The 24,197-nt window shown below is 72.2% G+C and carries 21 protein-coding genes; 11 read left to right on the plus strand and 10 right to left on the minus strand.

Annotated elements, in window-relative coordinates; all coding sequences use genetic code 11:
- Nucleotides 1-105: 105 nt before the first annotated feature.
- Together BXA03_RS11075 and BXA03_RS11080 are read left to right on the plus strand one after the other, a co-directional pair.
- Nucleotides 106-1,068: an ATP-binding cassette domain-containing protein gene (locus BXA03_RS11075; RefSeq protein ID WP_369822417.1), complete on the plus strand. Its 963-nt coding sequence runs from the start codon at nucleotides 106-108 to the stop codon at nucleotides 1,066-1,068.
- Nucleotides 1,069-1,072: 4 nt separating this feature from the next.
- Nucleotides 1,073-1,885: an ABC transporter permease gene (locus BXA03_RS11080; protein WP_076507312.1), complete on the plus strand. Its 813-nt coding sequence runs from the start codon at nucleotides 1,073-1,075 to the stop codon at nucleotides 1,883-1,885.
- A gap of 32 nt (nucleotides 1,886-1,917) precedes the next feature.
- Here BXA03_RS11080 and BXA03_RS11085 read toward each other — a convergent pair whose 3' ends face one another.
- From BXA03_RS11085 to BXA03_RS11095, 3 genes are all read right to left on the minus strand, one after another.
- Complete coding sequence (locus BXA03_RS11085; RefSeq protein ID WP_143476283.1) at nucleotides 1,918-2,484, minus strand: hypothetical protein; 567 nt, start codon at nucleotides 2,482-2,484, stop codon at nucleotides 1,918-1,920.
- Nucleotides 2,485-2,711: 227 nt separating this feature from the next.
- Nucleotides 2,712-4,904, minus strand: coding sequence for a malate synthase G (locus tag BXA03_RS11090; RefSeq protein WP_076507316.1), 2,193 nt, complete (start codon nucleotides 4,902-4,904; stop codon nucleotides 2,712-2,714).
- Between the two features lie 231 nt (nucleotides 4,905-5,135).
- Entirely contained in the window at nucleotides 5,136-5,720 is a 585-nt protein-coding gene (locus tag BXA03_RS11095) for a TetR/AcrR family transcriptional regulator (protein ID WP_076507318.1), read from the minus strand.
- Nucleotides 5,721-5,811: 91 nt separating this feature from the next.
- Here BXA03_RS11095 and BXA03_RS11100 point away from each other — a divergent pair, with 91 nt between their 5' ends.
- The 3 genes from BXA03_RS11100 (at nucleotide 5,812) to BXA03_RS11110 (ending at nucleotide 9,380) form a co-directional block, all read left to right on the plus strand.
- Nucleotides 5,812-7,011, plus strand: coding sequence for an MFS transporter (locus tag BXA03_RS11100; RefSeq protein ID WP_076507320.1), 1,200 nt, complete (start codon nucleotides 5,812-5,814; stop codon nucleotides 7,009-7,011).
- A 219-nt stretch (nucleotides 7,012-7,230) separates the two neighbouring features.
- Entirely contained in the window at nucleotides 7,231-8,427 is a 1,197-nt protein-coding gene (locus BXA03_RS11105; RefSeq protein WP_076507322.1) for a CaiB/BaiF CoA transferase family protein, read from the plus strand.
- 23 nt (nucleotides 8,428-8,450) lie between these two features.
- Nucleotides 8,451-9,380, plus strand: a complete 930-nt coding sequence (locus BXA03_RS11110; protein WP_076507324.1) for a substrate binding domain-containing protein — start codon at nucleotides 8,451-8,453, stop codon at nucleotides 9,378-9,380.
- A gap of 24 nt (nucleotides 9,381-9,404) precedes the next feature.
- Here the strand turns inward: BXA03_RS11110 and BXA03_RS11115 are convergent, their stop codons facing one another.
- The 3 genes from BXA03_RS11115 to phnD form a co-directional block, all read right to left on the minus strand.
- Nucleotides 9,405-9,635, minus strand: coding sequence for a hypothetical protein (locus tag BXA03_RS11115; protein WP_076507327.1), 231 nt, complete (start codon nucleotides 9,633-9,635; stop codon nucleotides 9,405-9,407).
- Nucleotides 9,636-9,767: 132 nt separating this feature from the next.
- A complete protein-coding gene (locus BXA03_RS11120) occupies nucleotides 9,768-10,814 on the minus strand; it encodes a phosphate/phosphite/phosphonate ABC transporter substrate-binding protein (RefSeq protein ID WP_076507330.1) in 1,047 nt (348 codons plus the stop codon).
- Nucleotides 10,801-11,793, minus strand: coding sequence for a phosphate/phosphite/phosphonate ABC transporter substrate-binding protein (gene phnD, locus BXA03_RS11125; protein WP_076507332.1), 993 nt, complete (start codon nucleotides 11,791-11,793; stop codon nucleotides 10,801-10,803). The genes BXA03_RS11120 and phnD overlap by 14 nt, the downstream gene beginning before the upstream one ends.
- Before the next feature lie 339 nt (nucleotides 11,794-12,132).
- Here phnD and BXA03_RS11130 point away from each other — a divergent pair, with 339 nt between their 5' ends.
- From BXA03_RS11130 to BXA03_RS11150, 5 genes are all read left to right on the plus strand, one after another.
- A complete protein-coding gene (locus BXA03_RS11130; protein WP_076507690.1) occupies nucleotides 12,133-14,025 on the plus strand; it encodes an ATP-binding response regulator in 1,893 nt (630 codons plus the stop codon).
- Nucleotides 14,026-14,144: 119 nt separating this feature from the next.
- Nucleotides 14,145-15,143, plus strand: a complete 999-nt coding sequence (locus tag BXA03_RS11135) for an ABC transporter substrate binding protein (protein WP_083716038.1) — start codon at nucleotides 14,145-14,147, stop codon at nucleotides 15,141-15,143.
- Between the two features lie 174 nt (nucleotides 15,144-15,317).
- Nucleotides 15,318-17,270: an ATP-binding response regulator gene (locus tag BXA03_RS11140; RefSeq protein ID WP_076507335.1), complete on the plus strand. Its 1,953-nt coding sequence runs from the start codon at nucleotides 15,318-15,320 to the stop codon at nucleotides 17,268-17,270.
- A 28-nt stretch (nucleotides 17,271-17,298) separates the two neighbouring features.
- A complete protein-coding gene (locus BXA03_RS11145; protein ID WP_076507338.1) occupies nucleotides 17,299-18,102 on the plus strand; it encodes a hypothetical protein in 804 nt (267 codons plus the stop codon).
- A gap of 65 nt (nucleotides 18,103-18,167) precedes the next feature.
- Nucleotides 18,168-19,139, plus strand: a complete 972-nt coding sequence (locus BXA03_RS11150; RefSeq protein ID WP_076507340.1) for a succinylglutamate desuccinylase/aspartoacylase family protein — start codon at nucleotides 18,168-18,170, stop codon at nucleotides 19,137-19,139.
- A gap of 76 nt (nucleotides 19,140-19,215) precedes the next feature.
- Here the strand turns inward: BXA03_RS11150 and BXA03_RS11155 are convergent, their stop codons facing one another.
- From BXA03_RS11155 to BXA03_RS11170, 4 genes are all read right to left on the minus strand, one after another.
- On the minus strand, nucleotides 19,216-19,740 hold the full coding sequence (locus BXA03_RS11155; protein WP_076507343.1) for a CinA family protein: 525 nt from the start codon (nucleotides 19,738-19,740) through the stop codon (nucleotides 19,216-19,218).
- A gap of 40 nt (nucleotides 19,741-19,780) precedes the next feature.
- Nucleotides 19,781-20,371, minus strand: coding sequence for a phosphatidylglycerophosphatase A family protein (locus tag BXA03_RS11160; RefSeq protein ID WP_083716024.1), 591 nt, complete (start codon nucleotides 20,369-20,371; stop codon nucleotides 19,781-19,783).
- A 136-nt stretch (nucleotides 20,372-20,507) separates the two neighbouring features.
- Nucleotides 20,508-22,193: an FAD-dependent oxidoreductase gene (locus tag BXA03_RS11165; protein WP_076507347.1), complete on the minus strand. Its 1,686-nt coding sequence runs from the start codon at nucleotides 22,191-22,193 to the stop codon at nucleotides 20,508-20,510.
- A gap of 13 nt (nucleotides 22,194-22,206) precedes the next feature.
- Nucleotides 22,207-23,202 (minus strand): tripartite tricarboxylate transporter substrate binding protein, encoded by a 996-nt coding sequence (locus tag BXA03_RS11170; RefSeq protein ID WP_076507350.1) that lies wholly within the window; start codon nucleotides 23,200-23,202, stop codon nucleotides 22,207-22,209.
- A gap of 93 nt (nucleotides 23,203-23,295) precedes the next feature.
- Here BXA03_RS11170 and BXA03_RS11175 point away from each other — a divergent pair, with 93 nt between their 5' ends.
- Complete coding sequence (locus BXA03_RS11175) at nucleotides 23,296-24,195, plus strand: LysR family transcriptional regulator (protein ID WP_076507353.1); 900 nt, start codon at nucleotides 23,296-23,298, stop codon at nucleotides 24,193-24,195.
- Nucleotides 24,196-24,197 lie beyond the last annotated feature (2 nt).

Consider the following 24,197-nt stretch of genomic DNA (forward strand, 5'->3'; position numbering starts at 1 on the left):
CTGCGGATTGTCCGCCTTCGGACGCGGCCTGCGCGCGTGTCGGTCAAGGCGCCGTGTGGCCGGTGGCGCCATGGGCCTTTGCCACAATGCCGCGTGCCTGCCGATCTGCCCATTCCCACCGATGCCGCCGCTGCGCCGCTGCTGCAGGTCCGCCACCTGCGCAAGCGTTATGGCGAGGCCACCGTCGTCGACGACCTGAGCTTCGAGATCGCGCCGGGCGAATGCCTGGGCGTGATCGGCCCCAACGGCGCCGGCAAGACCACCACCATCCGGATGTGCCTGGGCCTCACCGCGCCCGATGCCGGCGAGATCGAGGCGCTGGGCGGCCTGCACATGCCGCGCGACGCTCGCGCCATCAAGGCGCAACTCGGCGTGGTGGCGCAGTACGACTCGCTGGACCCGGACTTCAGCTGCGCCGAGAACCTGGTCGTCTATGCGCGCTACTTCGGCTTTTCGCGCCGCGACTTCGCATTGCGCGTGCCGGCGCTGCTGGACTTTGCGGCCCTGTCGCACAAGGCCGATGCCAAGCCGGGCGAGCTGTCGGGCGGCATGCGCCGCCGGCTGTCGCTGGCGCGCGCGCTGGTCAACGACCCCCGGCTGCTGATCCTGGACGAGCCCACCACCGGCCTTGACCCGCAGGCCCGCCACCTGATGTGGGAGCGGCTGCAGACCCTGCTGCAGCAGGGCAAGTCGATCCTGCTGACCACCCACTTCATGGACGAGGCCGAGCGCCTGTGCCACCGCCTGCTGGTGGTGGACCATGGCCGCAAGATCGCCGAAGGGCGCCCGCGCGAGCTGATCGCCGAACACCTGGAGCCGCATGTGGTCGAGGTCTACGGCCAGGGCAGCGCCGGCTCGGCCCAGGCGCTGGCCGAATCGCCCGTGCTGCGCGCACTGGCGCAGCGCACGGAGCTGAGCGGCGAGACGGTCTTCTTCTACACCCGCGATGCGCGCCCGCTGCTGGAGGCGCTCGGCGAGCACCCGGGCCTGCGCACCTTCCACCGGCCGGCGAACCTGGAGGACCTGTTCCTCAAGCTCACCGGCCGACAGATCAGGGAGGGAGGGTAAGGCCATGAACGACACCACGAACATGCCATCCGTCTGGTCCCCGCCGGCCGTCACGCGCCGCTGGTGGCCGGTCTTCCTGCGCAACCTGCTGGTGTGGCGCAAGCTGGCCGTGCCCAGTCTGATTGGCAACATCGCCGAGCCGCTGATTTGGCTGGTGGCCTTCGGCTATGGCATGGGGGCGCTGGTGGGGCAGGTGAAGGTGGGCGGAACGGCGGTGCCCTACATCCTGTTCCTGGCCAGCGGCTCCATCTGCATGAGCGCGATGAACGCGGCGAGCTTCGAGGCGCTCTATTCAGCCTTCTCGCGCATGCATGTGCAGAAGACCTGGGACGGCATCATGAATGCGCCGGTGGGGCTGGACGACGTCGTCTTTGCCGAGATGCTGTGGGCGGGCTTCAAGTCGGTGTTCACCGTCACGGCCATCCTGCTCGTGATGCTGGGCCTGGGCATCAGCCACAGTCCCAAGCTGCTGGTGGCCTGGGTGATCCTGGCGGGGGCGGGCATCGAGTTCTCGTCCATCGCGCTGATCTTCAACGCGCTGGCCAAGGGCTACGACTTCTTCACCTACTACTTCACGCTCTTCATGACGCCCATGATGTTCCTCTCGGGCGTGTTCTTCCCGCTGGAACAGCTGCCGGAGGTGGTGCGCGCGGTGGCGGCCTGGCTGCCGCTGGCCAACGTCGTGGCGCTGGTGCGGCCACTGTTCATGGACCAATGGCCGACGCAGCCGTTGCTGCACCTGGGCGTGCTGGCGGCATACGGCATCGCGGCCTTCTGGCTGGCGCTGGGCCTCACGCGCCGCCGCTTCCGCAGCTGAGCTGCGGGGGCCTCGCGCCCCCGCCCACCCCATCAGCGGCTGCTGCCGCCCGAGGCGCCGCCGCTTCCCGAGGCGCCGCTGGAACCCGAACCGGAGCCCATGCTCCCCGAGCCCGAGCCGCCGGCGCCCATGCTGCCAGAGCCTGAGGTGCCGGAGCTTCCGGAGCCCATGTTGCCCGATCCCATGCCACTCGTACCCGCGCCGGTACCCGCGCTGCCCGATCCCGAGCCACTGCCCAGGCCGCCGGGGCCGCCAGTGCCCGTGCCGGTCGGCCCCTTGCCGCCGCGGTTGCCCATGTCGCCGCTGCTGTTGCCCGATCCGCCGGTGGTCCCGGCATGGGCGCCCGAAGCACCGCTGCCACTGCTGCTGCTGCTGCCACTCTTGCGCCGGTCGTCGTCACGGTTGCCCGTGCGCCCGGTGCTGGAACTGCCGCTGGCGCCGCTGCCGGACTGCTGCATCGTGCTGCCGCCCGCCGAACTGCCGCTGCTGCCCATGCCCCCTGACGAGGACGTCTGCGCAAAGGCCAGACCCGCACCGCACAGGGCGGCGGCGATCAGCATCGGACGAAGGGGGCGGAATGAAATGCGTGTGTCTTGCATGAAGAGTCTCCTTGGATGGAATGGCACCGCATAAACGCGGTGCCGGCTCCGGACCCTCCAGCGACATGCCGGTCCTGGCCCAGGAACGGCTTCCACCGTGGGCCGCGGTGCGGCCCGGCCAGGTGGGGCCAGGCCGACCTGGGCGTAGGCCAAGGCGCTCCTCTTGCGCACGAAAAAAAACAGCGCCCCGTGGGCGCTGTCAGCACAAGGCGTGATGCCGGTCGGTCTCAGCCCGCCGCCTTCACCTTCAACCGCCACGCGTGCAGCAGCGGCTCGGTGTAGCCGCTGGGCTGCTCGACGCCCTTGAACACCAGGTCCTGCGCTGCCTTGTAGGCGAAGGAGGTGTCGAAGTGGCCGGCCATGGGCTTGTAGAGCGGGTCGCCGGCGTTCTGCTGGTCCACCACGGCAGCCATGCGCTCGAAGGTGGCGTCGACCTGTTCCTTCGTGACCACGCCGTGCAGCAGCCAGTTGGCGATGTGCTGGCTGCTGATGCGCAGCGTGGCACGGTCTTCCATCAGGCCCACGTCGTGGATGTCGGGCACCTTCGAGCAGCCCACGCCCTGGTCGATCCAGCGCACCACGTAGCCCAGGATGCCCTGCACGTTGTTGTCCAGCTCCTGCTGCTTTTCGGCCTCGCTCCAGTTGGGCGTCGCGGTGATCGGCACCTGCAGCAGGTCGTTCAGGATGGCGTCGCGCTCGGCCTCGGCGTCGGTCTTCTCCAGTTCCTTCTGCACGTCGGCCACGCTGACCTGGTGGTAGTGCAGCGCGTGCAGCGTGGCGGCGGTGGGCGAGGGCACCCAGGCGGTGTTGGCACCGGCCTTGGGGTGGCCGATCTTCTGCTTGAGCATGTCGGCCATCAGGTCGGGCATGGCCCACATGCCCTTGCCGATCTGCGCCTTGCCGCGCAGGCCGCAGTTCAGGCCGGTGAGCACGTTGTTGCGCTCGTAGGCGGCGATCCACTTGGTGCCCTTGATGTCCCCCTTGCGCAGCATCGGGCCGCCCTGCATGGCGGTGTGCATCTCGTCGCCGGTGCGGTCCAGGAAGCCGGTGTTGATGAAGGCCACGCGCGCGGGCGCGGAGGCGATGCAGGCCTGCAGGTTGACGCTGGTGCGGCGCTCCTCGTCCATGATGCCCAGCTTGACGGTGTTGGCCGGCAGGCCCAGCAGCTGCTCGACGCGGCCGAACAGCTCGTTGGCGAAGGCCACTTCGGCGGGGCCGTGCATCTTCGGCTTGACGATGTAGATGCTGCCGGTGCGCGAGTTGCGGATGCCGTTCTGGCCCTTGCCCTGCAGGTCGACCATGGCGATGGCGGTGGTGACGACCGCGTCCATGATGCCCTCGGGAATTTCCTTGCCCTCACCCCACAGGATGGCCGGGTTGGTCATCAGGTGGCCGACGTTGCGCACGAACATGAGCGAGCGGCCATGCAGCGTGACCTGGCCTCTGCCGTCGGGGGCGGTGTAGACGCGGTCGGGGTTCAGGCGGCGGGTGAAGCTCTTGCCGCCCTTGGCCACTTCCTCGGTCAGCGTGCCCTGCTGGATACCGAGCCAGTTGCTGTATGCCACCACCTTGTCCTCGGCATCGACCACGGCCACGGAGTCCTCCAGGTCGAGGATGGTGGACAGGGCCGATTCCATCACCACGTCGGCCACGCCGGCCGGGTCGGTCTTGCCGATGGGCGTGCTGCGGTCGATCTGAATGTCGAGGTGGATGCCGTTGTGCTTGAGCAGCACCGACGAGGGGCTGGCGGCATCGCCCTGGTAGCCGACGAAGGCCGACGGGTCCTTCAGGTGCGTGCTGCTGCTGTGCAGGGCGATGACCAGCTGGCCGTCCTTGACGCTGTAGCCCGTGGCGTCCTTGTGCGAGCCGTTGACCAGCGGCGCGGCCTGGTCGAGCACCTCGCGGGCGAAGGCGATGACCTTGGCGCCGCGCACGGGGTTGTAGCCCTTGCCCTTCTCCGCGCCATCGGCTTCGGAGATGGCGTCGGTGCCATACAGCGCGTCGTACAGCGAGCCCCAGCGCGCGTTGGCGGCGTTGAGCGCGTAGCGCGCGTTCAGGATGGGCACCACCAGCTGCGGGCCGGCCTGCAGGGCCAGCTCGGCATCGACGTTGGCGGTGGTGGCCTTGACGCCCTTCGGCTGCGGCAGCAGGTAGCCGATCTTCTCCAGGTGGGCGCGGTAGGCCGGCAAGTCGGCGATGGGGCCGGGGTGGGCCTTGTGCCAGGCGTCCATCTCGGCCTGGAGACGGTCGCGCTCGGCCAGCAGGGCGGCGTTCTTGGGCGCCAGGTCGGCCACGATGGCGTCGAAGCCCTGCCAGAAGGTGGCGGGCTGCAGGCCGGCGGCGGGCAGCACCTGCGACTCGATGAAGCGGTGCAGTTCGGTGGCGACTTGCAGTCGGTGGACGGTGGTGCGTTCGGTCATGCGTGTTCTCGGGGTGCGGCGGGGCCGCGAATGGGTTGCACGGGGCGGGCGGTCGGCGTCAACACACAAGGCATGCGGCCAACGCTCGGACTCCACTGTATTGGAGACAGGGCCGCAGATTAATCGCCGGATGAGGCGTTGATTCGTGACAAGAATGGAGGTAATTACCGCGCCGGTGCTTGGCATTGGACCGGTGCAGGCGCACACCGCCGGATTTGGGCTGCGCGACTTTCAGGCCGAAGGAGCGGCCAGACTGGCGTCGATCCAGCCTTCGATGTCCTGGGTGCCCGCAGGCTCGGCCGTGAAGAGGAGCCGAAACAGAAGCGGCGCCACCAGCCTGTCCATCACAACCTCGACGGGTGGGGTGGCCTCGCCGCGCGCCTGGGCACGGGCCAGAAGCACCCCGATCTGCATCGCGAGGAAGCTCGCGCACCGGCAGGATGGGGGCTCCTCCGGCGACTGCGCGGACAGCACATCGCGCAGCATGCCCCGACCGGGCTGCGAGGACATCTCCTCGTTGTACTGCTCGGCCCAGGCCAGGAGGTCGCCCCGCAGCGAGCCGGTGTCGGCCGGTTCGCCCTCGGGCCGCATGCGCTCGACAGAGACATCGGCCAGCAACTGGGCGAGGTCGCCCCAGCGGCGGTAGATGGTCGATGGCGTGACGCCCGCGCGTGCGGCCACCATCGGCACCGTGAGCGCCTCGCGGCCATGTTCCGCCGTGAGCTCGCGGGTGGCCCGGTGGACGGCCTCCTGCACGCGCGCGCTGCGGCCGCCGGGGCGGGGCGCGGTGCGGTTACCAGGAATCGACGAAGCCATGGCTGGGATATTAACGCAAAGAATTTGCGTTAATAACCGGTCGCGCGCACAATCCACAAACGCAAAGAGTTTGCGTTAAAGGAGCTTGTCGATGCCTGCCCCCGCTCTTGCCCCGTCGGCGCCGGCCGCCGCTCGTCGCCTTCCGTCGCGCGCTGCCTTCGCACTGGTCGTGGCGCTGGTCATCACCTTCATGGCCGCATCGAGCGCACCGTCGCCGCTGTATGCGCTGTATCGGGAAGCCTGGGGCTTCTCGGCGCTGGTGCTCACCGTGGTGTTTTCCAGCTACGCATTTGCGCTGCTCGCGGCCCTGCTCGTCTTCGGCGCGCTGTCGGACCACCTGGGTCGGCGTGCCGTGATCCTGGCCGCGCTGGTACTGGAGATCGGCGCTGTCGCGCTCTTCTGGCAGGCCGGGTCGGTGGGCTGGCTGATCGCCGCGCGCGTGTTGCAGGGCATCGCCACCGGCATGGCCACGAGCGTGATGAGTGCGATGTTGCTCGACCTGAACCCGGTCCGCGGTGCGCTCTTCAACAGCCTGTCGCCCATGATCGGCATGGCGGTGGGCGCGCTGGGCGCCAGTGCGCTGGTCCAGTTCGCGCCGGAGCCCATGCACCTGGTCTATGAGGTCCTCCTGGTCGCGCTGGTGCTCCAGGCGCTGCTCGCGCTGCGCCTGCCGGACACCGTGACGCCGCGGCCGGGGGCCTGGGCCTCGATGGTGCCGCGCGCGCATGTGCCGCCACCGGCCCGCGCGCTGGTCATGCGGCTCATGCCGCTCAATACCGCCGGATGGGCGCTGGGCGGCTTCTACCTGTCGCTGGGCCCGACCCTGGCACGGCTCGTGACAGGCCGCGCCACGCCGCTGGCCGGCGGCGTGCTCATCGCCACCTTGGTGCTCACGGGGGCCGCCGCGATGTACGTGGTTCGCCAGCGGCCCGCGCGCCGCGTGCTGCGGGCCAGCGCCGCGCTGCTGGCCGTGGGCCTCGCCGTCACCCTGTTCGGCGTGCACGCGCAGCAGGCCGTGCCCTTCTTCGGGGGCACGGTGGTGGCGGGGATGGGCTTCGGCGCCAGCTTCAATGCGGCCGTGCGCAGCCTGGTGCCGGTGGCAACGCCCCACGAGCGGGCCGGCCTCATGTCCAGCTTCTTCGTGCTGAGCTACCTGGCCTTCAGCGTGCCGGCCATCCTGGCGGGCCTGGCCGTGGGCACCTTCGGCCTGCATGCCACCACGCTGGGCTACGGCCTCGTGCTGGTGACGCTGGCGGTGCTGGCGTGGAAGACAACGCACGAGCGGGCCTGACCCCGGGCGGCAGCAGGAGTTCGCACGTCCGACGCTGGCCTGCCAGCCCCGTTCCCGGCCGCCTGAGCGCCGATAACATCGGCGGTTTTTCGGAGCGCGCATGAACCCCGGCCAGGTGCCCATCCATCCCATCGGCACAGCCGACGGCGTGCCACGGGCCCAGGCCGCCCGCTCCGCCGCCGGCGACGCGCCGCGGCGTCGGGGACCAGGAAGGACCGCATGACCGATACCGCGCACCAGCCCTTGCCCTACACCGGGATCCGGGTCGTCGAGTTCACCCACATGGTCATGGGCCCGACCTGTGGCCTGCTGCTGGGCGACCTGGGCGCCGAGGTCATCAAGGTCGAGCCGGTGGCCGGCGACGACACCCGCCGCCTGCTCGGTGCCGGCGCCGGCTTCTACCCGGCCTTCAACCGCAACAAGAAGAGCGTGGCGCTGGACCTGAAGACGCCCGAGGGCCTGGAGGCCGCGCGGCGCCTCGTCGCCACGGCCGACATCGTCAGCGAAAACTTCCGTCCCGGCACCATGAAGAAGCTGGGCCTGGACTACGACACGCTGCGCCGCGACAACCCGCGCCTCATCTACGTGAGCCACAAGGGCTTCCTGCCCGGCCCCTACGAGAACCGCACGGCGCTCGACGAGACGGTGCAGATGATGGGCGGCCTGGCCTACATGACCGGCCGTCCCGGCGATCCTCTGCGTGCGGGCAGCAGCGTCAACGACATCATGGGCGGCCTCTTCGGCGCCATCGGCGCCATGGCCGCGCTGCGCCGGCGCGAGCAGACGGGCGAGGGCGGCGAGGTGCAGTCGGCCCTGTTCGAGAACAACATCTTCCTGGTCGCCCAGCACATGCTGCAGTTCGCCGCCACGGGCGTCGCGGCCGACCCGATGCCCGCGCGCATCTCCTCCTGGGGCATCTACGACGTCTTCACGGTGAAGGACGGCCAGCAGATCTTTCTGGCCGTGGTGAGCGACAAGCAGTGGCCCGTCTTCTGCCGCGCCTGCGGGCTCGACGACCTGCTGGCCGACACCCGCCTGGCCACCAACAACGACCGCGTGCGTGCCCGCGACTGGATGATGCCGATCCTGCGCGAACGCCTGGCCCGGCGCAGCGCCGCCGAGCTGACCGCCCTGTTCGAGCAGCATGCGCTGCCCTTCGCGCCCATCGCCCGGCCGCACGAGCTCTTCGACGATCCACACCTGATGGCCAGCGGCGGCCTGGCCCCCGTGCGCATGAACGACGGCCACATGGCCCAGGTGCCGCTGCTGCCGCTCACACTGGATGGCGTGCGCCCGCCGCTGCGCCTGCAGCCGCCCGCCATCGGTGAGCACACCCGCGAACTGCTGCGCGCAGCCGGCTATGCCGAGGCGCAGATCGAGGCCATGCTGGCCGCCGGCGCCGCGGCCGCCAGCTGAGATCACGCGCGTACCGGCCCACCATGGACCGCCTCAAGCAGATGGAGACCTTCGTGGCCGTCGCCACGCGCGGCAGCCTCACGGGCGCGGCCAAGGCGGAGGGCGTGGCCGCCGCCATCATCGGGCGGCGGCTCGATGCGCTGGAGGAGCGGCTAGGCGTCAAGCTGCTGCTGCGCACCACGCGCCGCCTCACGCTCACGCACGAGGGCAGTGCCTTCCTCGAAGACTGCCAGCGCCTGCTCGCCGAGGTGGCCAATGCCGAGGCCAGTGTGAGTGCGGGTGGCGTCAAGGCCAGCGGCCATCTGCGGGTGACGGCGCCGGCCGGCTTCGGCCGCCGCCATGTGGCGCCGCTGGTGCCGCGCTTCCGCGACCTGCACCCCGAGGTGACGGTCTCGCTCAACCTCAGCGACCGGGTCATCGACCTCGCCGGCGAGCATTTCGACTGCGCGGTGCGCGTGGGCGACCTGCCCGATTCCTCGCTGGTGAGCATGCGGCTGGGCGACAACCGGCGCCGCTGCGTGGCCACGCCGGCCTACCTTCGACGGCATGGGGTGCCGCGGCATCCATCGGACCTGGCGCGGTTCGATTGCCTCACGCTGAGCAGTGACGCCTCTCAGACCCGGGGCTGGGCATTTCAGGTGCCAAGGCAGGATGGCGAGGGCGTGGAGGTGGTGCACCTGAAGCCCTCGGGGCCCCTGGACTGCACCGATGGGCAGGTGCTGCACGACTGGTGCCTGGCAGGCCTCGGCATCGCGTGGCGCAGCACCTGGGAGGTGGAGGCGGAGATCGATGCCGGCCTGCTGGCTTCCGTGCTGGACGAATTCGCGGCGCCGCCGAACGGCATCTACGCGGTGTTTCCGGAGCGCCGGCATCTGCCGCTGCGGGTGCGGCTCTGGCTGGATTTCCTCAAGGCGCAGTACGGCCGGGCCGACTACTGGGGCCGGGTGGCCTGAAGGCCCGAGCCGCCGCGCTGTCGGCTACTTCTGCTTCTGGTAGGTGTCGTGCGCCACCTGCCCACGGTCGGTGTCCTTGCGACCACTTTCCAGGTCGTTCAGCGCGCGCTTGCCGCGCTCCGTCGGCTCGCCTTCCTGGCTGTCTGCGGACTGGTCGCGCTCGTGCGGCATGCGCGGCGCATGACCGTGGCTTTGTTTGGTGCGGGTCTGGCCCTCACCGGAGGGGTCGGGCTTTTCGGTCGGTGTGGTGGTCATGGGCTGCCTCTTGCTCGAGCGGACGCGGTTGCGCCGCACTTGGCAAGATGGTGGCGCCGCCCGGCCACGCCCCGGTAGGACGCCCCGTCCAGCCCCTGTAGGCCTATCCAGGCTTTGGGATGGGAGACGAATTCACTCCCGCGCAGCGGCTCCCAGCCTGCGCAGCTGCGTCTGGTAGTCCCGCTCCACGCGTGCAATCCGGCCCTGGCGGGCGTCCTCGCTCACCCACTGGGCCAGGCGGGCATGCCGCAACGCCAGGTCGCGCTGCATGCGTGCAGCGTCGAGCAGCGCGCTGTCGTCCGCCGGCTCGTAGCCCAGTTCGGCCTGCAGCGAGCGCAGCACCGCGCGTTCCGCGTCGGCGCCGGGCGCACGGCCGTAGTCCAGCAGCAGTTCGCGCAGCGCGGCCTGCACGTCGGCCGGCAGCGCACGGCGCACCACGAACTGCGCAGGTGGCGTGGGCAGCGAGGTCCACAGGACCTGCAGCCGCGCCGCCTCGGTGGGGAAGAGCGCCTGGAAGCGCTCGAAGTCCGTGCTGTTGGTGGTCGCCAGGTCGGCGTCGCCATTGGCCACGGCCAGCGTGTTGTCCTGATGGTTGCCCACCGTCTCGGCCTTGAAGCTCGTCTCGATGTCCACGCCGTGCGGCAGGAAGAGTTCCGACTGCGGGACGATGAAGCCCGATACCGAGCGCCGGTCGCCACGCGCGATGTGCCAGCGCTGGGGCTCCTGCAGTACGGCTTCCAGCGTGCGTGGACCGCTGCCGCCGATGCGCCCGACCAGCAGGGCGCGGTGTTCCACCTGCCGCGGATCGCGCCGGCGGCGGACCTGCGCCACCACCTGCATGGGGCCGTTGACGACCGCGTCCAGGGCCATCTTGCCGGACAGCAGCGCGAAGTCGATGCGCCCGCCCTGCAGGGCCCGGTCCAGCGTGTCGTACTGGAAGGCGCTGAACACCGTCACCGGCCGGCGCAGTGCCGACGAGATCGCCATCAGCAGCGGCTCCCAGCGGCGTCGGCTTTCCACCGCATCGCCCATCGGCAGCAGGCCCAGGACGAGCGGCGTCGCCGGGCGCAGGGGCTCGGTGCCGGCGCGCGGCCCGGCGGCGCGGGCCGGCGCCAGCGCGGCGCCGAGCGAAAGGCCGAGCGCCTGGCGCAGCCAGCGGCGTCGTTCAGCGCCCGTCATCGCGCAAGGCGGCCATCTGCTCGGCGAAGGTCGCGTCCAGCCGTTGCAGGCGTGCCTGTCGCGCCTCTTCGCTGACCCATTGCGAGGTCATGGCGTTCTGGCGCGCCAGCTGGTGGGCCAGACGGGCCGCCGGCACCAGCGAGCTGTTGTCCGCCGGCAGGAAGCCGGCCAGGTCGTGCAGCGACTTGAGCACGGCGCGCTGCGCATCGCCGCGGGCCCCGGGCGCCTTGCCGTAGCCCACCAGGAAGGCCTGCACCTGGCCGCGCAGCGCGGCTGGGTAACCGTTGCGCATGACGATCTGCGCATGGGGGATCAGGTCGGACTCCCAGATCGCCCGCAGCCGCCGCGCCTCGGTCGGGAACTGCAGGCGAAAGCGCTCGAAGTCCGCCGTGTTGTTGGTGGCGACGTCGGCATCGCCGTTGGCCACGGCCAGGGCGGTGGCCTGGTGGGTGCCGACGATCTCGCTGCGGAAGCGCTCCATCGTCACGCGGTTGGGCAGGAAGAGCTGCAGCTGCGGGACGATGTAGCCCGACACCGAGCGCGGCTCGCCGCGCGCCAGGCGCCAGCGCTCCGGCTCGGCCAGCAGCGCCTCCAGCGAGGGCAGGGGGCCGCCCTCGCGCACCAGCAGCAACGCGCGGTAGCCGGGCAGGCCGTCGTGGCGGGTCACCTGGGCCAGCACCCGCATCTGGCGCAGCGTCACCGCATCGAGCGCCATGCGGCCCGACAGGAACGCGATGTCCACCTCGCCGCGCTGGATGGCCTGGTCCAGCGCCTCGTACGAGGTCACGGACAGCACGGTCACCGGGCGGCCGATGGCCCGGCCCATGTCTGCCAGCAAGGGCTCCCAGTCGTTGCGCGACTCGAAGGCGCCGCCCAGCGGCAGGATGCCGAAGCGCACCGGCTCGGCCGCGGTCTGGGCCCGGGCGGCCGGCAGACCCGCGGCAGCCGCGATCCAAAGAGCCGCCAGCAGCCATGCCATCCGCCGCCAGGCCAACGCCAGCGCGGCGATGGGCCGGCGCCGCAACCGCGGAACGCGGGCGCAGTCGGAACGGGCGGCGGCAGGAGGCGCAGGCATGGCTGACTGAACGGGTTAGAGCGAATGCGCAGTCGTGGTGCGACTGCGGACAATTCACAATTAGAAAACATTCAACGTTCTTTCTGTGACGTTTCTCACATGAGCGCCGTGCCGGGCCATTCGCAGCCGATGCCCACGGCCATCGATGGCGTGCCGCGTCCCGGCCTGCCGCACGGGACGCCGGCCGCGCCAGCCCGGGGCGCCGCTGCGCCGCCGCGGCAGCGCCGCGGCACCTGGCTGTCCATGGCCCGGCTCTCGCTCGGCCAGCAGATGGTGCTGCTGGCCGTGCTGCCCGCCACCCTGGCCATGATGGGCGCGATCGGCGTTCTGATGCGCCAGTACCTGGACGGCATGACGGACCTGGTGCGGGCCAATGCCCAGACCGTGGGCCTGCAGATGGCCACCGCCGCCCAGGCACCGCTGGCCCAGATGGACCGGCGCGCGCTGCTGCGGCTGGCGCAGTCCGGCATCGCCCAGCCGCATGTGCAGCAGGTGCAGGTCTGGTCGGACGACGGCGAGATCCTGGCCAATGCCGAGACGCAGGACCGCGCGCGCGGCGCCGGCCTGCGGGTGGTGGTGCCGGTGACCGGCACGGAGGGGCGCAGCCCCGGCGGGCAGGTCATGGTCGAGATGAGCCTGGACGCCGTGGCCAGCGCGCGCCGTGCGGTCTGGCTCAACGTGCTGCTCGCCCTGGGCGCCAGCCTGCTCGGCGTGGCCCTGGCCGCCGGCTGGGCGGCGCGGCGCATCAGCGCGCCCATCCGCCGGCTGGCGCGCGCCGTCGACCGGCTGGGCGCGGGCGAGGAGGCGCACGTGGTCATCGAGGGCGCGGCCGAGGTGCGGCGGCTTCAGCATGGCTTCAACGCCACCGCCCATGCCCTGGCCGAAGGCCGCAGGCTGCTGCAGAGCCGCATCGAGGCGGCCACGGCCGAACTGGCGCGCAAGAACGCGCAGCTGGAAGTCGCCAGCCAGGCCAAGACCCGGCTGCTGGCCGCGGCCAGCCACGATCTGCGCCAGCCGCTGCATGCGCTGACGCTCTTCGCCGACGGACTGGCCAACGGCGAGACCGATGCCGGCAAGCTGCAGCGCATCGCCCACATCCGCGAGTGCGTGGACTCGCTGGACCGGCTCTTCCTGGAGTTGCTGAACCTGTCGCAGCTCGACGCCGGCGTGCTGCAGCCGCAGTGGGCCGACTTTCCGCTCGACGGCGTGTTCGACGAGATCAGCCGCAACTTCCGACCCGTGGCCGAGCAGCAGGAGCTGCGCCTGGTGGTGCGCAAGACCGAGCTGTGGGTGCGCTGCGACCAGGTGATGCTCACGCGCGTGCTGTCGAACCTGGTGTCCAACTCGCTGCGGCACACGACTGGGGGAGGCGTGCTGGTGGCGGCGCGGCGGCGCGGCCGCTCGGTGCGGGTGGAGGTGTGGGACACCGGCATCGGCATCGCGCCCGAGCACCAGTCGCGCGTGTTCGAGGAGTTCTATCAGGTCGATCCACAGCAGTCGCGCGGCACACGCGGCATGGGCCTGGGTCTGGCCACGGTGCAGCGGCTGGCGCGGCTGCTCAACACGCGGGCCGAACTGCATTCGGTGCCCGGCCGCGGCACGCGGGTGCGGCTGTTGCTGCGCGCCGCGCATCCACCGGCGCATGCCCTGGCCAGGCCGGCGGCGACGCTCACCCAGCCGCTCACGCTGTCCGCCCCCTCGGGCGACGTGCGGCTGGACGGCCTGCGCATCCTGGTCATCGACGACGAGGCCGGCATCCTCGAAGGGCTGCAGGTGGTGCTGGGCGCCAGCGGCGCCACCGTGATGGCCGCGCAGGGCCGCGAAGAGGCCATGGCCCTGGCGGACGCCTGGGAGGCGCCGCCCGACGTGGTGGTCAGCGACCTGCTGCTGCGCGCCGGCGACAACGGCCTGGCGGTGCTGGAGGCGCTGCGCCGGCATCCCCGGGGCATCGGCGAGAACACCGCCTGCCTGCTGGTCACCGGCGAGACCAAGCCCGAGCGCCTGCGCGAAGTCGCCTCGGCCGGCGTGGCCGTGCTCTACAAGCCGGTATCGCCGCGGCTGCTGCGCCAGGCGATCCAGGCGCAGGTGGCCGCGCGCGACGCCGCACGCGCCGGCCCGCCTGCGCGTGCGGTGTAGGCCATCGGATATAGCGGCGGGCGCCGGAAGCGCCGCAATCCGCCCTCGCTAGTCCCTCCGCCTTATCGCCCTGCGGGCGGGTGCTTCGTACAGTGGTCGGCCGCCTGCATCCGCCCTCCATGCCCGATTCCGCCCCCTTCCGACAGTGCCTGCGGTCCGCCCTGCTCGGCCTGGCCCTGCTTGCCGGACTGGGCGTCGCCCAGGCCGGCGGCTGGACGGTGCTGCTGGCCGACGATGCCCCTGGCCACGCCGACTTCGCCCGCGAACTGCGCACGGCCCAGCCCTCGGCCGAGCTGCTGCGCCTGCCGGCTGGCGGCGTGCTCGAGGCGGCCGATACCGAGGACGAGCGCAGCGCTGCCAACGCCGGCGTGCGCACGCGCAGCCTGCGGCCTTCGGCCGTGCCCGACCGGCTCACCGTGGCCGTGGGCGCGGCGGCGGCCCGTGCGGCGCTGGACCGCGGCGGCAGCGAGCCGCTGCTGCTGGCCATGCTCAGCCGGCTGGACTACGAAGGCCTGCGCCCGCTGCCGGCCATGCGGGTGCCCGGCCGGCGCATCGGCGTGCTGCTGCGCGAGCCGTCCTTCGCCGACCAGCTGGCCCTGATCGACGCCGTGCTGCCCGGCCGTCGCCGCCTGGGCCTGGTGGCCACGGCCGAGTCCGAGCCGATGCTGCGGGAGCTGCAGCGCGCGGCAGCCGGCGGCGAATGGTCGCTTCAGGTGGAGCAGGCGCCCGATGCGCTGTCGCTGGCCGGCGCCCTGCGCGCCGTGCTGCCGCGCAGCGAGGCCCTGCTGGTCTTGCCCGACGCCATCGGCAGCAGCCAGGCCGCCACGTTGGCGGTGCTGCATGCTGGCGCCAGCGCGGGCGTGCCCGTCTTCGGCAGCAACGAGGGCATCGTGCGCTCCGGCGCGCTGGCCGCGGCCGTCTCCACTCCGGCGCTGCTGGCGCGCCAGGCCCAGGCCCTGGGCCGGCGGCTGGCCGCGGCGGGCAGTGCCACGGCCGTGCCCGTGGTCGAGAGCGCCTCGCCCGCGGTGGCGCGGGTCAATCCCAATGTGGCGCGGGGACTGGGCTTGGTTCTGCCCAGCGAGCAGGCCTTGACCGAGCGGATGGCCGGGCAGAGATGAGAACACCCCCCATGCCGCTGCGCGGCTCCCCCCCTCTCTGGCCCCTTCGGCTTGGAGGGGGGGGTGCACCCGCAGGCCTGGCCGAGCCAGTTCCTCGGGTGCCCGGGGGTGGCCTGCTCCACGGCCTTCTGACCATCGAGGGTGCGCGGTTGTCCGGCGCTGTGGATCGTTGAAATGATCGTGGGCTCGCTTGTCGGCGGCGATCCGCGTCCGCCCGCCGTGGCATCCGGCCGGCTGCTCGTGGTGCGCGGCAGCCTGCAGCGCGACCTGGTGCGTCTGGGGCTGCTGCCCTGCGCGGTGGTGGCGTTGCTGCTCACCGGCTGGCTGACCCACAGCCGGCTGGCCATGCTCGACGACGTGTTCGCGGCCGAGGGCCGGGCCATCGCCCGGCAGGTGGCGGCCATGTCCGACCTGAGCCTCTACGCCGGCGACGTGGCGGCGCTGCAGAGCGTGGCACAGGCGGCGCTGCGCGGCGGCCAGGCCAGCCGGGTCGAGATCAGCAATGGCGCGGGCATCCACGTGATCGCCGGCGGGCCCGATGCGGGCGCGGTCGACAGCCTGCGCAGCTTCTCCGCGCCGGTGCTGTTGCGCGAAGCCTCGCGCACCATGGCCTTTTCGCCGCCGGGCGTCACCGCCGCGGGCGACCAGGCGATCGGCACCGTGGTGGCGCTGCGCGACACCACGCAGTTGCGCCGCGCCCGCATCCAGTCGCTGCTGACCGGCATCGGCATCGGCCTGCTGGCGCTGGCAGGCGCATGGCTGGCCGTGCGGCACATGGCGCGCGGCATCGCGCGGCCGCTGCGCCGCGTGACGCAGACCGTCGCCGCCCTGCAGGCCGGCCAGTTCGATGCGCGCTGCGCCATCGCCGGCCGCTCGCCACGTCGCGGCGGGCCCATGCACGAGTTCGCCACCCTGGCGGACGACGTCAACCGCATGGCCGAGCAGCTGCAGCGCCACAAGCAGGCCAGCGACGAGCGCGTGCGCGAGGCCACCGCCGTGGCCCTGGAGCGCATGACCGAGGCCGAGCAGGCCGCGCTGTCGCGCTCGCGCTTCCTGGCCGCCGCCAGCCACGACCTGCGCCAGCCGCTGCATGCCATGGGCCTGTTCATCGACGGCCTGCTCACCGGCGCGGCCGAGACCCAGCGGCCCGCCCTGCTGCGGCTGCAGGAGAGCACGGCCTTCATGAGCCTGCTGCTGGACGACCTGCTGGAGATCTCGCGCCTGGACGCGCGCGTGCTCACGCCCGAGGTGGTCGACCTGCCGCTGACGCCGCTGTTCGATGCGCTGGCCGCGCAGCATGCGGCCCATGCGGCCACCGCCCGGGTGCGCGTGGTCTGGCGGGCGCGGGGTCTGGCCGTGCGCAGCGATGGCGGCATGCTGCAGCGCGTGGTGGGCAACCTGGTGGCCAATGCCATTCGCCATTCGCCGCCGGGGGCCACCGTGCTGGTCACGGCGCGCCGGCGGGGAGGCGACCGCGTGCGCATCGAGGTGCGCGACCGCGGCGTGGGCATCGCGCCCATTCACCAGCAGCGCATCTTCGAGGAGTTCTACCAGGTGGCCAACGTGGAGCGCGACCGGCGCCAGGGCTTCGGCCTGGGTCTGGCCATCTGCGCGCGGCTGGCGACGCTGCTGGGCAGTCGCATCGGCCTGAACTCGGCGCTGGGCTGCGGCAGCACCTTTTCGCTCGCCTTGCCGCATGCGCCGGCAGCGGCCCATGCCGCGCCACTGCCGGCCGCCGTGGCCCCGTCGGTGGAGCCGTCACTGGCCGGCCTGCGCTGCCTGCTGGTGGACGACGACGCCCACATCCGTCTTGCCACGGCCCAGTTGCTCGCCCAGTGGGGTTGCGAGGCCGTGTGCCTGGCCAGTGCGCGCGATGCCATCGGCTACCTGGGCGCGGGAGGCGAGCGCTTCGACCTGGTGCTGTGCGACCTGCAGCTGGCCGAGGGCGAAGACGGCCTGGACGTGCTGGCTGCCGCGCGCCGGCTGCAGCCCGAGGCGCTGGCCGTGGTCATCTCCGGCGCCACCGGGCCGCAGGCGCTGCAGCGGCTGCGTGCCGCGGGTGCGACCGTGCTCACCAAGCCGGTCTCGCCCGCACGTCTGCGCGCCCTGCTGGCGACCCTGAAATGACGCCCCCATCCGACGAGGAGCCGACCGCATGCGCGACCCCCGCGAGCTGAGCAGCATCCGCCCGTTCATCGCCACGCCCTGCCACGGCGCACAGGTGGGCAGCCTGTATGCGCGCAGTCTGCTGGGCCTGGCCAACCTGGCTTGGCAGCATGGCTTCGCCATGCAGACGCGGCTGCTCGACGGCGACAGCCTGATCACCCGCGCCCGCAACCGGCTGGTGGCCGAGTTCATCGCCGACCCACGCTGGACGCACCTGTTCTGGATCGACGCCGACATCGGCTTCGAGCCCGAGGCGGCGCTGCGCCTGCTGCTGGCGGGGCGGCCGGTGGTGGCGGGCATCTATCCGTATCGCACCTCGGCCTGGCCGCAGCAGGGACTGCCCCACGCGCTGCCCGCCGGCAGCCAGCAGGCCGACTTCGATGCGCTGTACGCGCGCTATCCGCTCAACGTGGGCGCGACGCCGGTCACGGCCGATGCCGACGGCTTCGTGCCGGTGCTGGACGCGCCCACCGGCTTCATGCTGATCGAGCGCGGCGTCTTCGAGCGCATGGCCGAAGCCATGCCCGAGCTCCGCTACACGCCCGACCCCGGCGACCATGCCAACGCGCACCTGCCGCACCACCGCTTCTTCGACGTGATGGCCGAGCCCGGCGGCGGCCGTTACCTGAGCGAGGACTACGCCTTCTGCCGCCGCTGGCAGCAACTGGGCGGCACCGTGTGGGCCGACCTGCAGTCGCGCCTCTCGCACCAGGGCCAGCAGGTGCAGGTGGGCGACCTGGGGCGCGCGCTGACGGCGCGTGTGGGGCCGCCGGCGCCGACTCCCGACGGCTGAAGCCGAACGGTCCCGCTGCAGGGACAAGGCCGGGCGCGCGGCAGGCCCCTCCCATAATCGGACGCATGCCGAACCCGCCCATCGACGATCTGCTTCGCATCCACACCTACACGGCCATCGAGCCCGGCCCCCGGCTGCTGGTGATGGGCGGCGTGCATGGGGACGAGACGGGCGGCACCGTCGGCATCGAGCGCCTGAAGGCGGAGCTGGACAGCGGCGCGCTGGGCCTGGCCTGCGGCCGGCTCACGCTGGTGCCGGTGGCCAATCCCATGGCGCGGCGGCTGCTGCGGCGCGAGGGCGAGCGCAACCTCAACCGCGCCTTCCGCCCGCGGGCCGAGCCGCGCGACTACGAGGACCGGCTGACCAACCTGCTGGCGCCGGTGATTGCCGGGCACGAGGTGCTGCTGGACCTGCATTCCTTCGAAAGCCCCGGCGAGGCCTTCGCCATGATCGGCCCGCGCGACAACCAGGGCACGCTGGAGCCCTTCGCCCGCGCCGATGAGGAAGGCCGCCTGGCGCTGCACATCGGCACGCCCACCATCGTGGAAGGCTGGCTGGACATCTATGCCGCCGCCATCGCGCGCCGCGCCGGCGGCACCGCGCCGTCCGAGGACGAGATCGACTACGGCCGCGGCACCAACGAGTACATCCGCAACTGCGGCGGCTACGGCGTGACGCTGGAGTGCGGCCAGCACCGCGACCCGCAGGCGCCCGAGGTGGCCTGGCAGGCCATCCGCCGCACGCTGGCGCTGCTGGGCATGGCGCCGCTGCCCGAGGGCCTGGCCGCGCATCCGCCCGCGCGCCCCCGCCTGCTGCGACTGCGCGACGTGACCGACCGGCTGCACGAGGGCGACACCTTCGTGCGCGAGTGGGCCACCTTCGATGCCGTGCGCGCGGGCGAGCTCATCGGCCGGCGCCACGACGGCAGCGAGGTGCGGGCCACGGCGGACGGCCACATCGTGTTCCCCAACCCGCTCGCGCGGGTGGGCACGGAGTGGTTCTACTTCGCCACGCCCAGCGAGCGCGTGCTGGGCTGAGGAGCGCGGGCCGGCCCGCTGTCTGTTCGCTCCGCGGAGCGCGTGGATTGCAAGCGCGGGACGGGCCTGCGAGCGTTCAGGCCGCCGGCCGCAGCCGCGTCACCAGCGTCTGCAGCGCATGTCGCACCGTCGCCGCGCGCACGGCGGCCCGGTCGCCGGTGAAGAGGCGCCGCTCGGTCCAGCACTGCCCGTCCAGCGACCAGCCGAACCACACGGTGCCCACCGGCTTCTCGGCCGAGCCGCCGCCCGGGCCGGCCACGCCCGTGACCGCGACGGCCGCCTGCGCAAGCGAGTGGGCGATGGCGCCTTCGGCCATGGCCCGCGCGACGGGTTCGCTCACCGCGCCATGGACTGCGATGAGGTCGGCCGGCACGCCCAGCATCTGCGTCTTGGCCGCGTTGGAATAGGTGACGAAGCCGCGCTCGAACCAGGTGCTGGAACGGGCCAGGTCGGTGCAGGCGCCAGCGATCAGGCCGCCGGTGCAGCTTTCGGCGGTGGCCAGCATGCGGCCGCTACCGGCCAGCAGATCGGCCAGTTGGCGTACCAGCGCGGGCAGGTCGGGCGCCTCGTCGGCGGCGGGCGGGACGGGGGCGATGATCATGGTCGTCGGCCTGGGAAGCGGAATGGGGGGACCGGCACGTTCACCAGAAGAACGCGCGCGCCAGCGCGATCACCAGCAGCGTGCAGAAGGCGGCCACCAGGTCGTCCAGCAGGATGCCCAGGCCCGACAGGGCCCAGCGCGGCGCCGCCGGGTCGTGGGGGATGAGTCGGTCGGCCCAACCCACGGGACCGGGCTTGGCGGCATCGAACAGGCGAAAGAGCAGGAAGGCGACGATCTGCGCCAGCAGTCCAGCCGGCAGCAGCAGCCACAGCACCAGCCAGATGGCCGCGATCTCGTCCCAGACCACGGCGCCGGGATCGGGGATGCGCAGGTTGCGCGCCGCCACCGTGCACGCCCACCAGCCGACGGGCCAGGCGGCCAGGGTTACCACGCCGAGCGCGAAGGGCGACAGCACATGCGCCAGCACGACGAACACCGCCCAGCCCCACAGCGTGCCGGCCGTGCCCGGCGCCACGCGCGAGAGGCCGGCACCGAAGCCGAGGGCGATGGCATGGGCCGGATGCGCGCGCAGGAAGGCCCAGGTGGGCCGCACCGGCGGCAGGGGCACCGCGCCGGCAGGGGCAGCGGAGAAGGCGGGCGCCTCGGGGGGAGAAGACGGAGCAGCGGACATGAGCCGCTGATGGTAGACCCGGCCTTGTGGGATGCCCAGCCCGTCGCCTGCGTTGGTCGGACTGGCTCCTTCTCCCGCGAGGGGCGAGGGGCTCTGGATCCGCAGGCCGCGTGTGACGACCCGCGGGGCGCCCCTTTCAGCCCGCGGCGACGGTCTGCGCGCTGCGCCCGGCCAGTTGGGCCAACAGCGCCGCCGGATCGGCCGGCAGCCGGTCGCCGCGCCAGGCCACGTGCTGGTCGGTGCGCACCAGCAGCAGCGCATGGGCATAGGCCGCGGGCAGCGGGTCGGTGGCCACCGGGTCCACCACCGTCAGCGGCATGCCCAGCGCGTCGGCCGCGGCCTGCAGCGGCGCCACGTCCACCGCCGGGTCCAGCCGCAGCAGCGTGTAGCCCGTGCCCAGCAGGTCGTAGAGCGAGCGTCCGTCCGCCAGCCAGAAGTGCGGCGCGCGGCAGCCGGGCACCGTCGAGGGCGTGAAGTCGCCCATCGAATAGGCCGGCGGCTGGGCGCCGTCGTCCACGATCAGCGGCGAGCCGGCGTAGAAGTAGCCGAAGTTCAGGCCCGCGCAGCAGAACTGCTGCACATTCAGGTCGTAGGCCTCGCGGCCCACGCGCCCGCGCTCGGCGTCGGCCTCGGGGCCCTGGGCCTCGATGTTGGGCGGCACGGCACCGCGGGCGCGGATCATCTTCTGCGCATGGTCCATGGCGAAGTGCGACACCTGCTCGGTGATCGGCTGGCGCTCGGCCTGGTAGGCGTCGAGGATGGCCTCGCCGCCCCAGCCGTGCAGCCGGGCCGACAGCACCCAGGCCAGGTTCACCGCATCGGCGATGCCCGCGTTCATGCCGTAGCCGGCATAGGGCACCCACAGGTGCGCCGCGTCGCCGGCGATGAAGACGCGGCCGGCGCGCAGCCGGTCGGCCACCAGGCGGCGGCCCACCCAGTCCTCGCGGCTGATGACTTCGTACTGGAAGTCGGGGCCCACGCCCAGGATGGCGCGGATCGCCCAGTCCCGGTCCACCGCATCGAAGTCGACTTCGTGCGGATGCAGATGGTTGTGCACCAGCCAGTCCTGCTGGCCGTCGATGGCAAAGACGGTGCCGCAACGCTCGGGGTTGACGGCGTAGCAGCTCCAGGCGGGCTGGCCCGGGATCAGTGCCTTGAGCCCGGGCGCACGGATGAAGGTGGACTGCACGCGCTGGATCACCGGCGTGCCTTCGAGCTTGGCGCCCATGGCCTTGCGCACGCCGGAGCTGCCGCCGTCGCAGCCCACCAGGTAGCGGGCCCGGAGCTGACGCGTGGCGCCGCTGTCCAGGTCGAGCAGCGTGGCGGTCACGCCGTCCTCGTCCTGCACGAACTCGGCCACCTGCGTGCGGTTGAAGAGCTGCACGCCGGGCTGCGCCGCTGCGTGGTCGAGCAGGATGGGTTCCAGGTAGATCTGGTTGATGCGGTGCGGCGGCTCCGGCGTGGGCCACCAGCCGTCCGGGCCGGCGGTGTCGGTGTAGCGCGTGCTGCGGCCCGGGATGGGGATGCGCGTGAGTTCGGTGCCGGTCACGCGGGTGCGGAACACCACATCGTTCGGATAGTCGGCCGGCAGTCCGGCATCGCGCAGGCGCGCGGCCACGCCCAGGCGCCGCAGCTGCTCCATGGAGCGGGCCGAGACATGGTTGCACTTGACGCTGGGCGGCTCGCCATAGCGGCGCAGCTCGGCCACGGCCACGCGATGGCCGCGCTGCGCCAGGTCGGTCGCCAGCGTCAGGCCGACGGGGCCGCCGCCGACGATGAGCACGTCGGCGTCGAAGGGGGAGGAGGATCGGGAAGAAGTCATGGTCTGGGTTCTGTCAATCAAGCTTGATTTGCGCCGTGCGGATCACCTGGCCCCACTTGCGCGTCTCGCTCTGGATGTAGCGCTCGAAGGCCTGCGGCGTGTCCGGCGCGGGCTCCACGCCCTGGGCGCGCATGGCGGCCTGGTTCTGCGGATCGCGCAGCGCAAAGTTGATGGCCTCGTTGAGCTGCGTGACGATGGCCGTCGGCGTGGCGGCCGGCGCGACTACGCCGAACCAGCCGGTGGCGTCGTAGCCGGGCAGGCCGGCCTCGGCCAGCGTGGGTACATCGGGCAGCGAGGGCAGGCGCTGCGGGCTGGTCACGCCGAAGGCGACCAGCTTGCCGGCGCGGATCTGCTGCAGCGCCGCGGGCAGGTCGACCATGGCCAGCGGCACCTGGCCGGCGATGGCATCGATGGCCGCCGGGCCGGAGCCGCGGTAGGGCACGCCCACCACCTTGGCCTCGGCCATCTGCTCGAACAGGGCCGTGGCCAGGTGCATCGCGGTGCCATTGCCGCCATGGCCTACGGAGAGGCCACCCGGCTTGCTGCGGGCCAGCGCGATCAAGTCGCGCAGATTGCGCGCCGGCACCGACGGGTGGCCCACCAGCACGAAGGGAATGGCGGCCAGCATGCCCACGGGCTTGAGGTCCTTGAGCGGGTCGAAGGGCATCTGCGCGTACAGGCTGGAGTTGGCCGACAGCGCGCCCGCCGCGCCCACGCCCAGTGTGTAGCCGTCGGCCGGCCCCTTGGCCACCAGCGTCAGGCCGACATTGCCGCCGGCGCCGGGCCGGTTGTCCACCACCACCTGCTGGCCCAGCTTCTCGTTGAGGCGGGGCGTCAGCAGGCGCACCACCGCGTCGCTGCTGCCGCCGGGCGGGAAGGTCACGACGAGGCGGATGGGCTTGTCGGGCCAGTGGCCCTGGGCGCGGGCGGCCAGTGGCGCGGCCAGCAGCGCCGCCAGCGAGGCCAGGCCCGCGCGCCGCGTCAGGCCGGCGGCATGTTCTGTCGTCATCGATCTGTCTCCTGTTTTTGTCGAGGCCGCATTGAAGCGCGTCAACATTCATTCGTAAATCGAGAAATTCGAATGAAAATTTCAGGTCTCCTGATGAATCGCTCGTTCACGCCCTCCATCCGCCAGCTGCGCGCCTTCGTCGCCGTCTACCAGTCGCGCCGCCTGGGCACGGCGGCGCAGCGGCTGTTCGTCACCCAGTCGGCCGTGAGCATGCTGCTGCGGCAGCTGGAGGACGGCCTCGACACGCGCCTCTTCGACCGCACCACGCGCTCGCTGCAGCCCACCGCGGCCGCCACCGACATGCTGCCCACGGCCGAGCGAATCCTGCGCGACGTCGATGCCCTGGCCGGCGGTTTCCGCGACCTGGCCACGCTGGAGCGCGGCCGCGTGGCGGTGGCCATCACGCCCACGCTGGCCGGCTTTCTGCTGCCGGAGGTGGTGCGCCGCTTCGGCGAATCGCACCCCGGCGTGCGGGTGGTGGTGGACGACTGCGCGCCCGACCAGTTCGTGGCGCGCGTGCTGGGCGAGCATGTGGACTTCGGCCTGGGCACACCCGAGCGGCCCGGCGCGGACATCGACACGACGCCGCTGCTGCGCGACCACCTGGCCTTCGTCTGCCGGCGCGACCATCCGCTGGCCGGCCGCCGCAGCATCCGCTGGACCGACTTGGCGGGCCATCCGGTCATCACGTCGCGCGGCGGCTATGGCGTGCGGCAGACGGTGGACGTGACCGCCGCGCGGGCCGGCGTGGCGCTGGAGGTGGCGGGCGAGGTGAGCTTCCTGTCGACCGCGCTGTGGATGACGGCCAGCGGCCTCGGGCCGTCGGTGATGCCCTCGGCCTTCGCGCGGGCGCGGGGCGATGTGGACCTGGCCGTGATCCCGCTGTCGGCGCCGCGGGTGTCGCGCGATATCTTGGTGGTGACGCGCCGCGGGCGCTCGCTGTCGGCGGCGAGCGGCAGCTTCATCGAGATGCTGCGGGCGCAGTGGGGTTGAGC

The sequence above is a fragment of the Pseudacidovorax sp. RU35E genome, assembly GCF_900156165.1.
Lineage (GTDB): Bacteria > Pseudomonadota > Gammaproteobacteria > Burkholderiales > Burkholderiaceae_C > Xenophilus.

Bases quoted from the DNA above. Each gene is read 5' to 3' on its own strand.
- BXA03_RS11080 (WP_076507312.1), top strand. From the start codon at position 1,073: ATGAACGACACCACGAACATGCCATCCGTCTGGTCCCCGCCGGCCGTC.
- BXA03_RS11085 (WP_143476283.1), bottom strand. From the start codon at position 2,484: ATGCAAGACACACGCATTTCATTCCGCCCCCTTCGTCCGATGCTGATC.
- BXA03_RS11090 (WP_076507316.1), bottom strand. From the start codon at position 4,904: ATGACCGAACGCACCACCGTCCACCGACTGCAAGTCGCCACCGAACTG.
- BXA03_RS11095 (WP_076507318.1), bottom strand. From the start codon at position 5,720: ATGGCTTCGTCGATTCCTGGTAACCGCACCGCGCCCCGCCCCGGCGGC.
- BXA03_RS11100 (WP_076507320.1), top strand. From the start codon at position 5,812: ATGCCTGCCCCCGCTCTTGCCCCGTCGGCGCCGGCCGCCGCTCGTCGC.
- BXA03_RS11105 (WP_076507322.1), top strand. From the start codon at position 7,231: ATGACCGATACCGCGCACCAGCCCTTGCCCTACACCGGGATCCGGGTC.
- BXA03_RS11110 (WP_076507324.1), top strand. From the start codon at position 8,451: ATGGACCGCCTCAAGCAGATGGAGACCTTCGTGGCCGTCGCCACGCGC.
- BXA03_RS11115 (WP_076507327.1), bottom strand. From the start codon at position 9,635: ATGACCACCACACCGACCGAAAAGCCCGACCCCTCCGGTGAGGGCCAG.
- BXA03_RS11120 (WP_076507330.1), bottom strand. From the start codon at position 10,814: ATGACGGGCGCTGAACGACGCCGCTGGCTGCGCCAGGCGCTCGGCCTT.
- phnD (WP_076507332.1), bottom strand. From the start codon at position 11,793: ATGGCATGGCTGCTGGCGGCTCTTTGGATCGCGGCTGCCGCGGGTCTG.
- BXA03_RS11130 (WP_076507690.1), top strand. From the start codon at position 12,133: ATGGCCCGGCTCTCGCTCGGCCAGCAGATGGTGCTGCTGGCCGTGCTG.
- BXA03_RS11135 (WP_083716038.1), top strand. From the start codon at position 14,145: ATGCCCGATTCCGCCCCCTTCCGACAGTGCCTGCGGTCCGCCCTGCTC.
- BXA03_RS11140 (WP_076507335.1), top strand. From the start codon at position 15,318: ATGATCGTGGGCTCGCTTGTCGGCGGCGATCCGCGTCCGCCCGCCGTG.
- BXA03_RS11145 (WP_076507338.1), top strand. From the start codon at position 17,299: ATGCGCGACCCCCGCGAGCTGAGCAGCATCCGCCCGTTCATCGCCACG.
- BXA03_RS11150 (WP_076507340.1), top strand. From the start codon at position 18,168: ATGCCGAACCCGCCCATCGACGATCTGCTTCGCATCCACACCTACACG.
- BXA03_RS11155 (WP_076507343.1), bottom strand. From the start codon at position 19,740: ATGATCATCGCCCCCGTCCCGCCCGCCGCCGACGAGGCGCCCGACCTG.
- BXA03_RS11160 (WP_083716024.1), bottom strand. From the start codon at position 20,371: ATGTCCGCTGCTCCGTCTTCTCCCCCCGAGGCGCCCGCCTTCTCCGCT.
- BXA03_RS11165 (WP_076507347.1), bottom strand. From the start codon at position 22,193: ATGACTTCTTCCCGATCCTCCTCCCCCTTCGACGCCGACGTGCTCATC.
- BXA03_RS11170 (WP_076507350.1), bottom strand. From the start codon at position 23,202: ATGACGACAGAACATGCCGCCGGCCTGACGCGGCGCGCGGGCCTGGCC.
- BXA03_RS11175 (WP_076507353.1), top strand. From the start codon at position 23,296: ATGAATCGCTCGTTCACGCCCTCCATCCGCCAGCTGCGCGCCTTCGTC.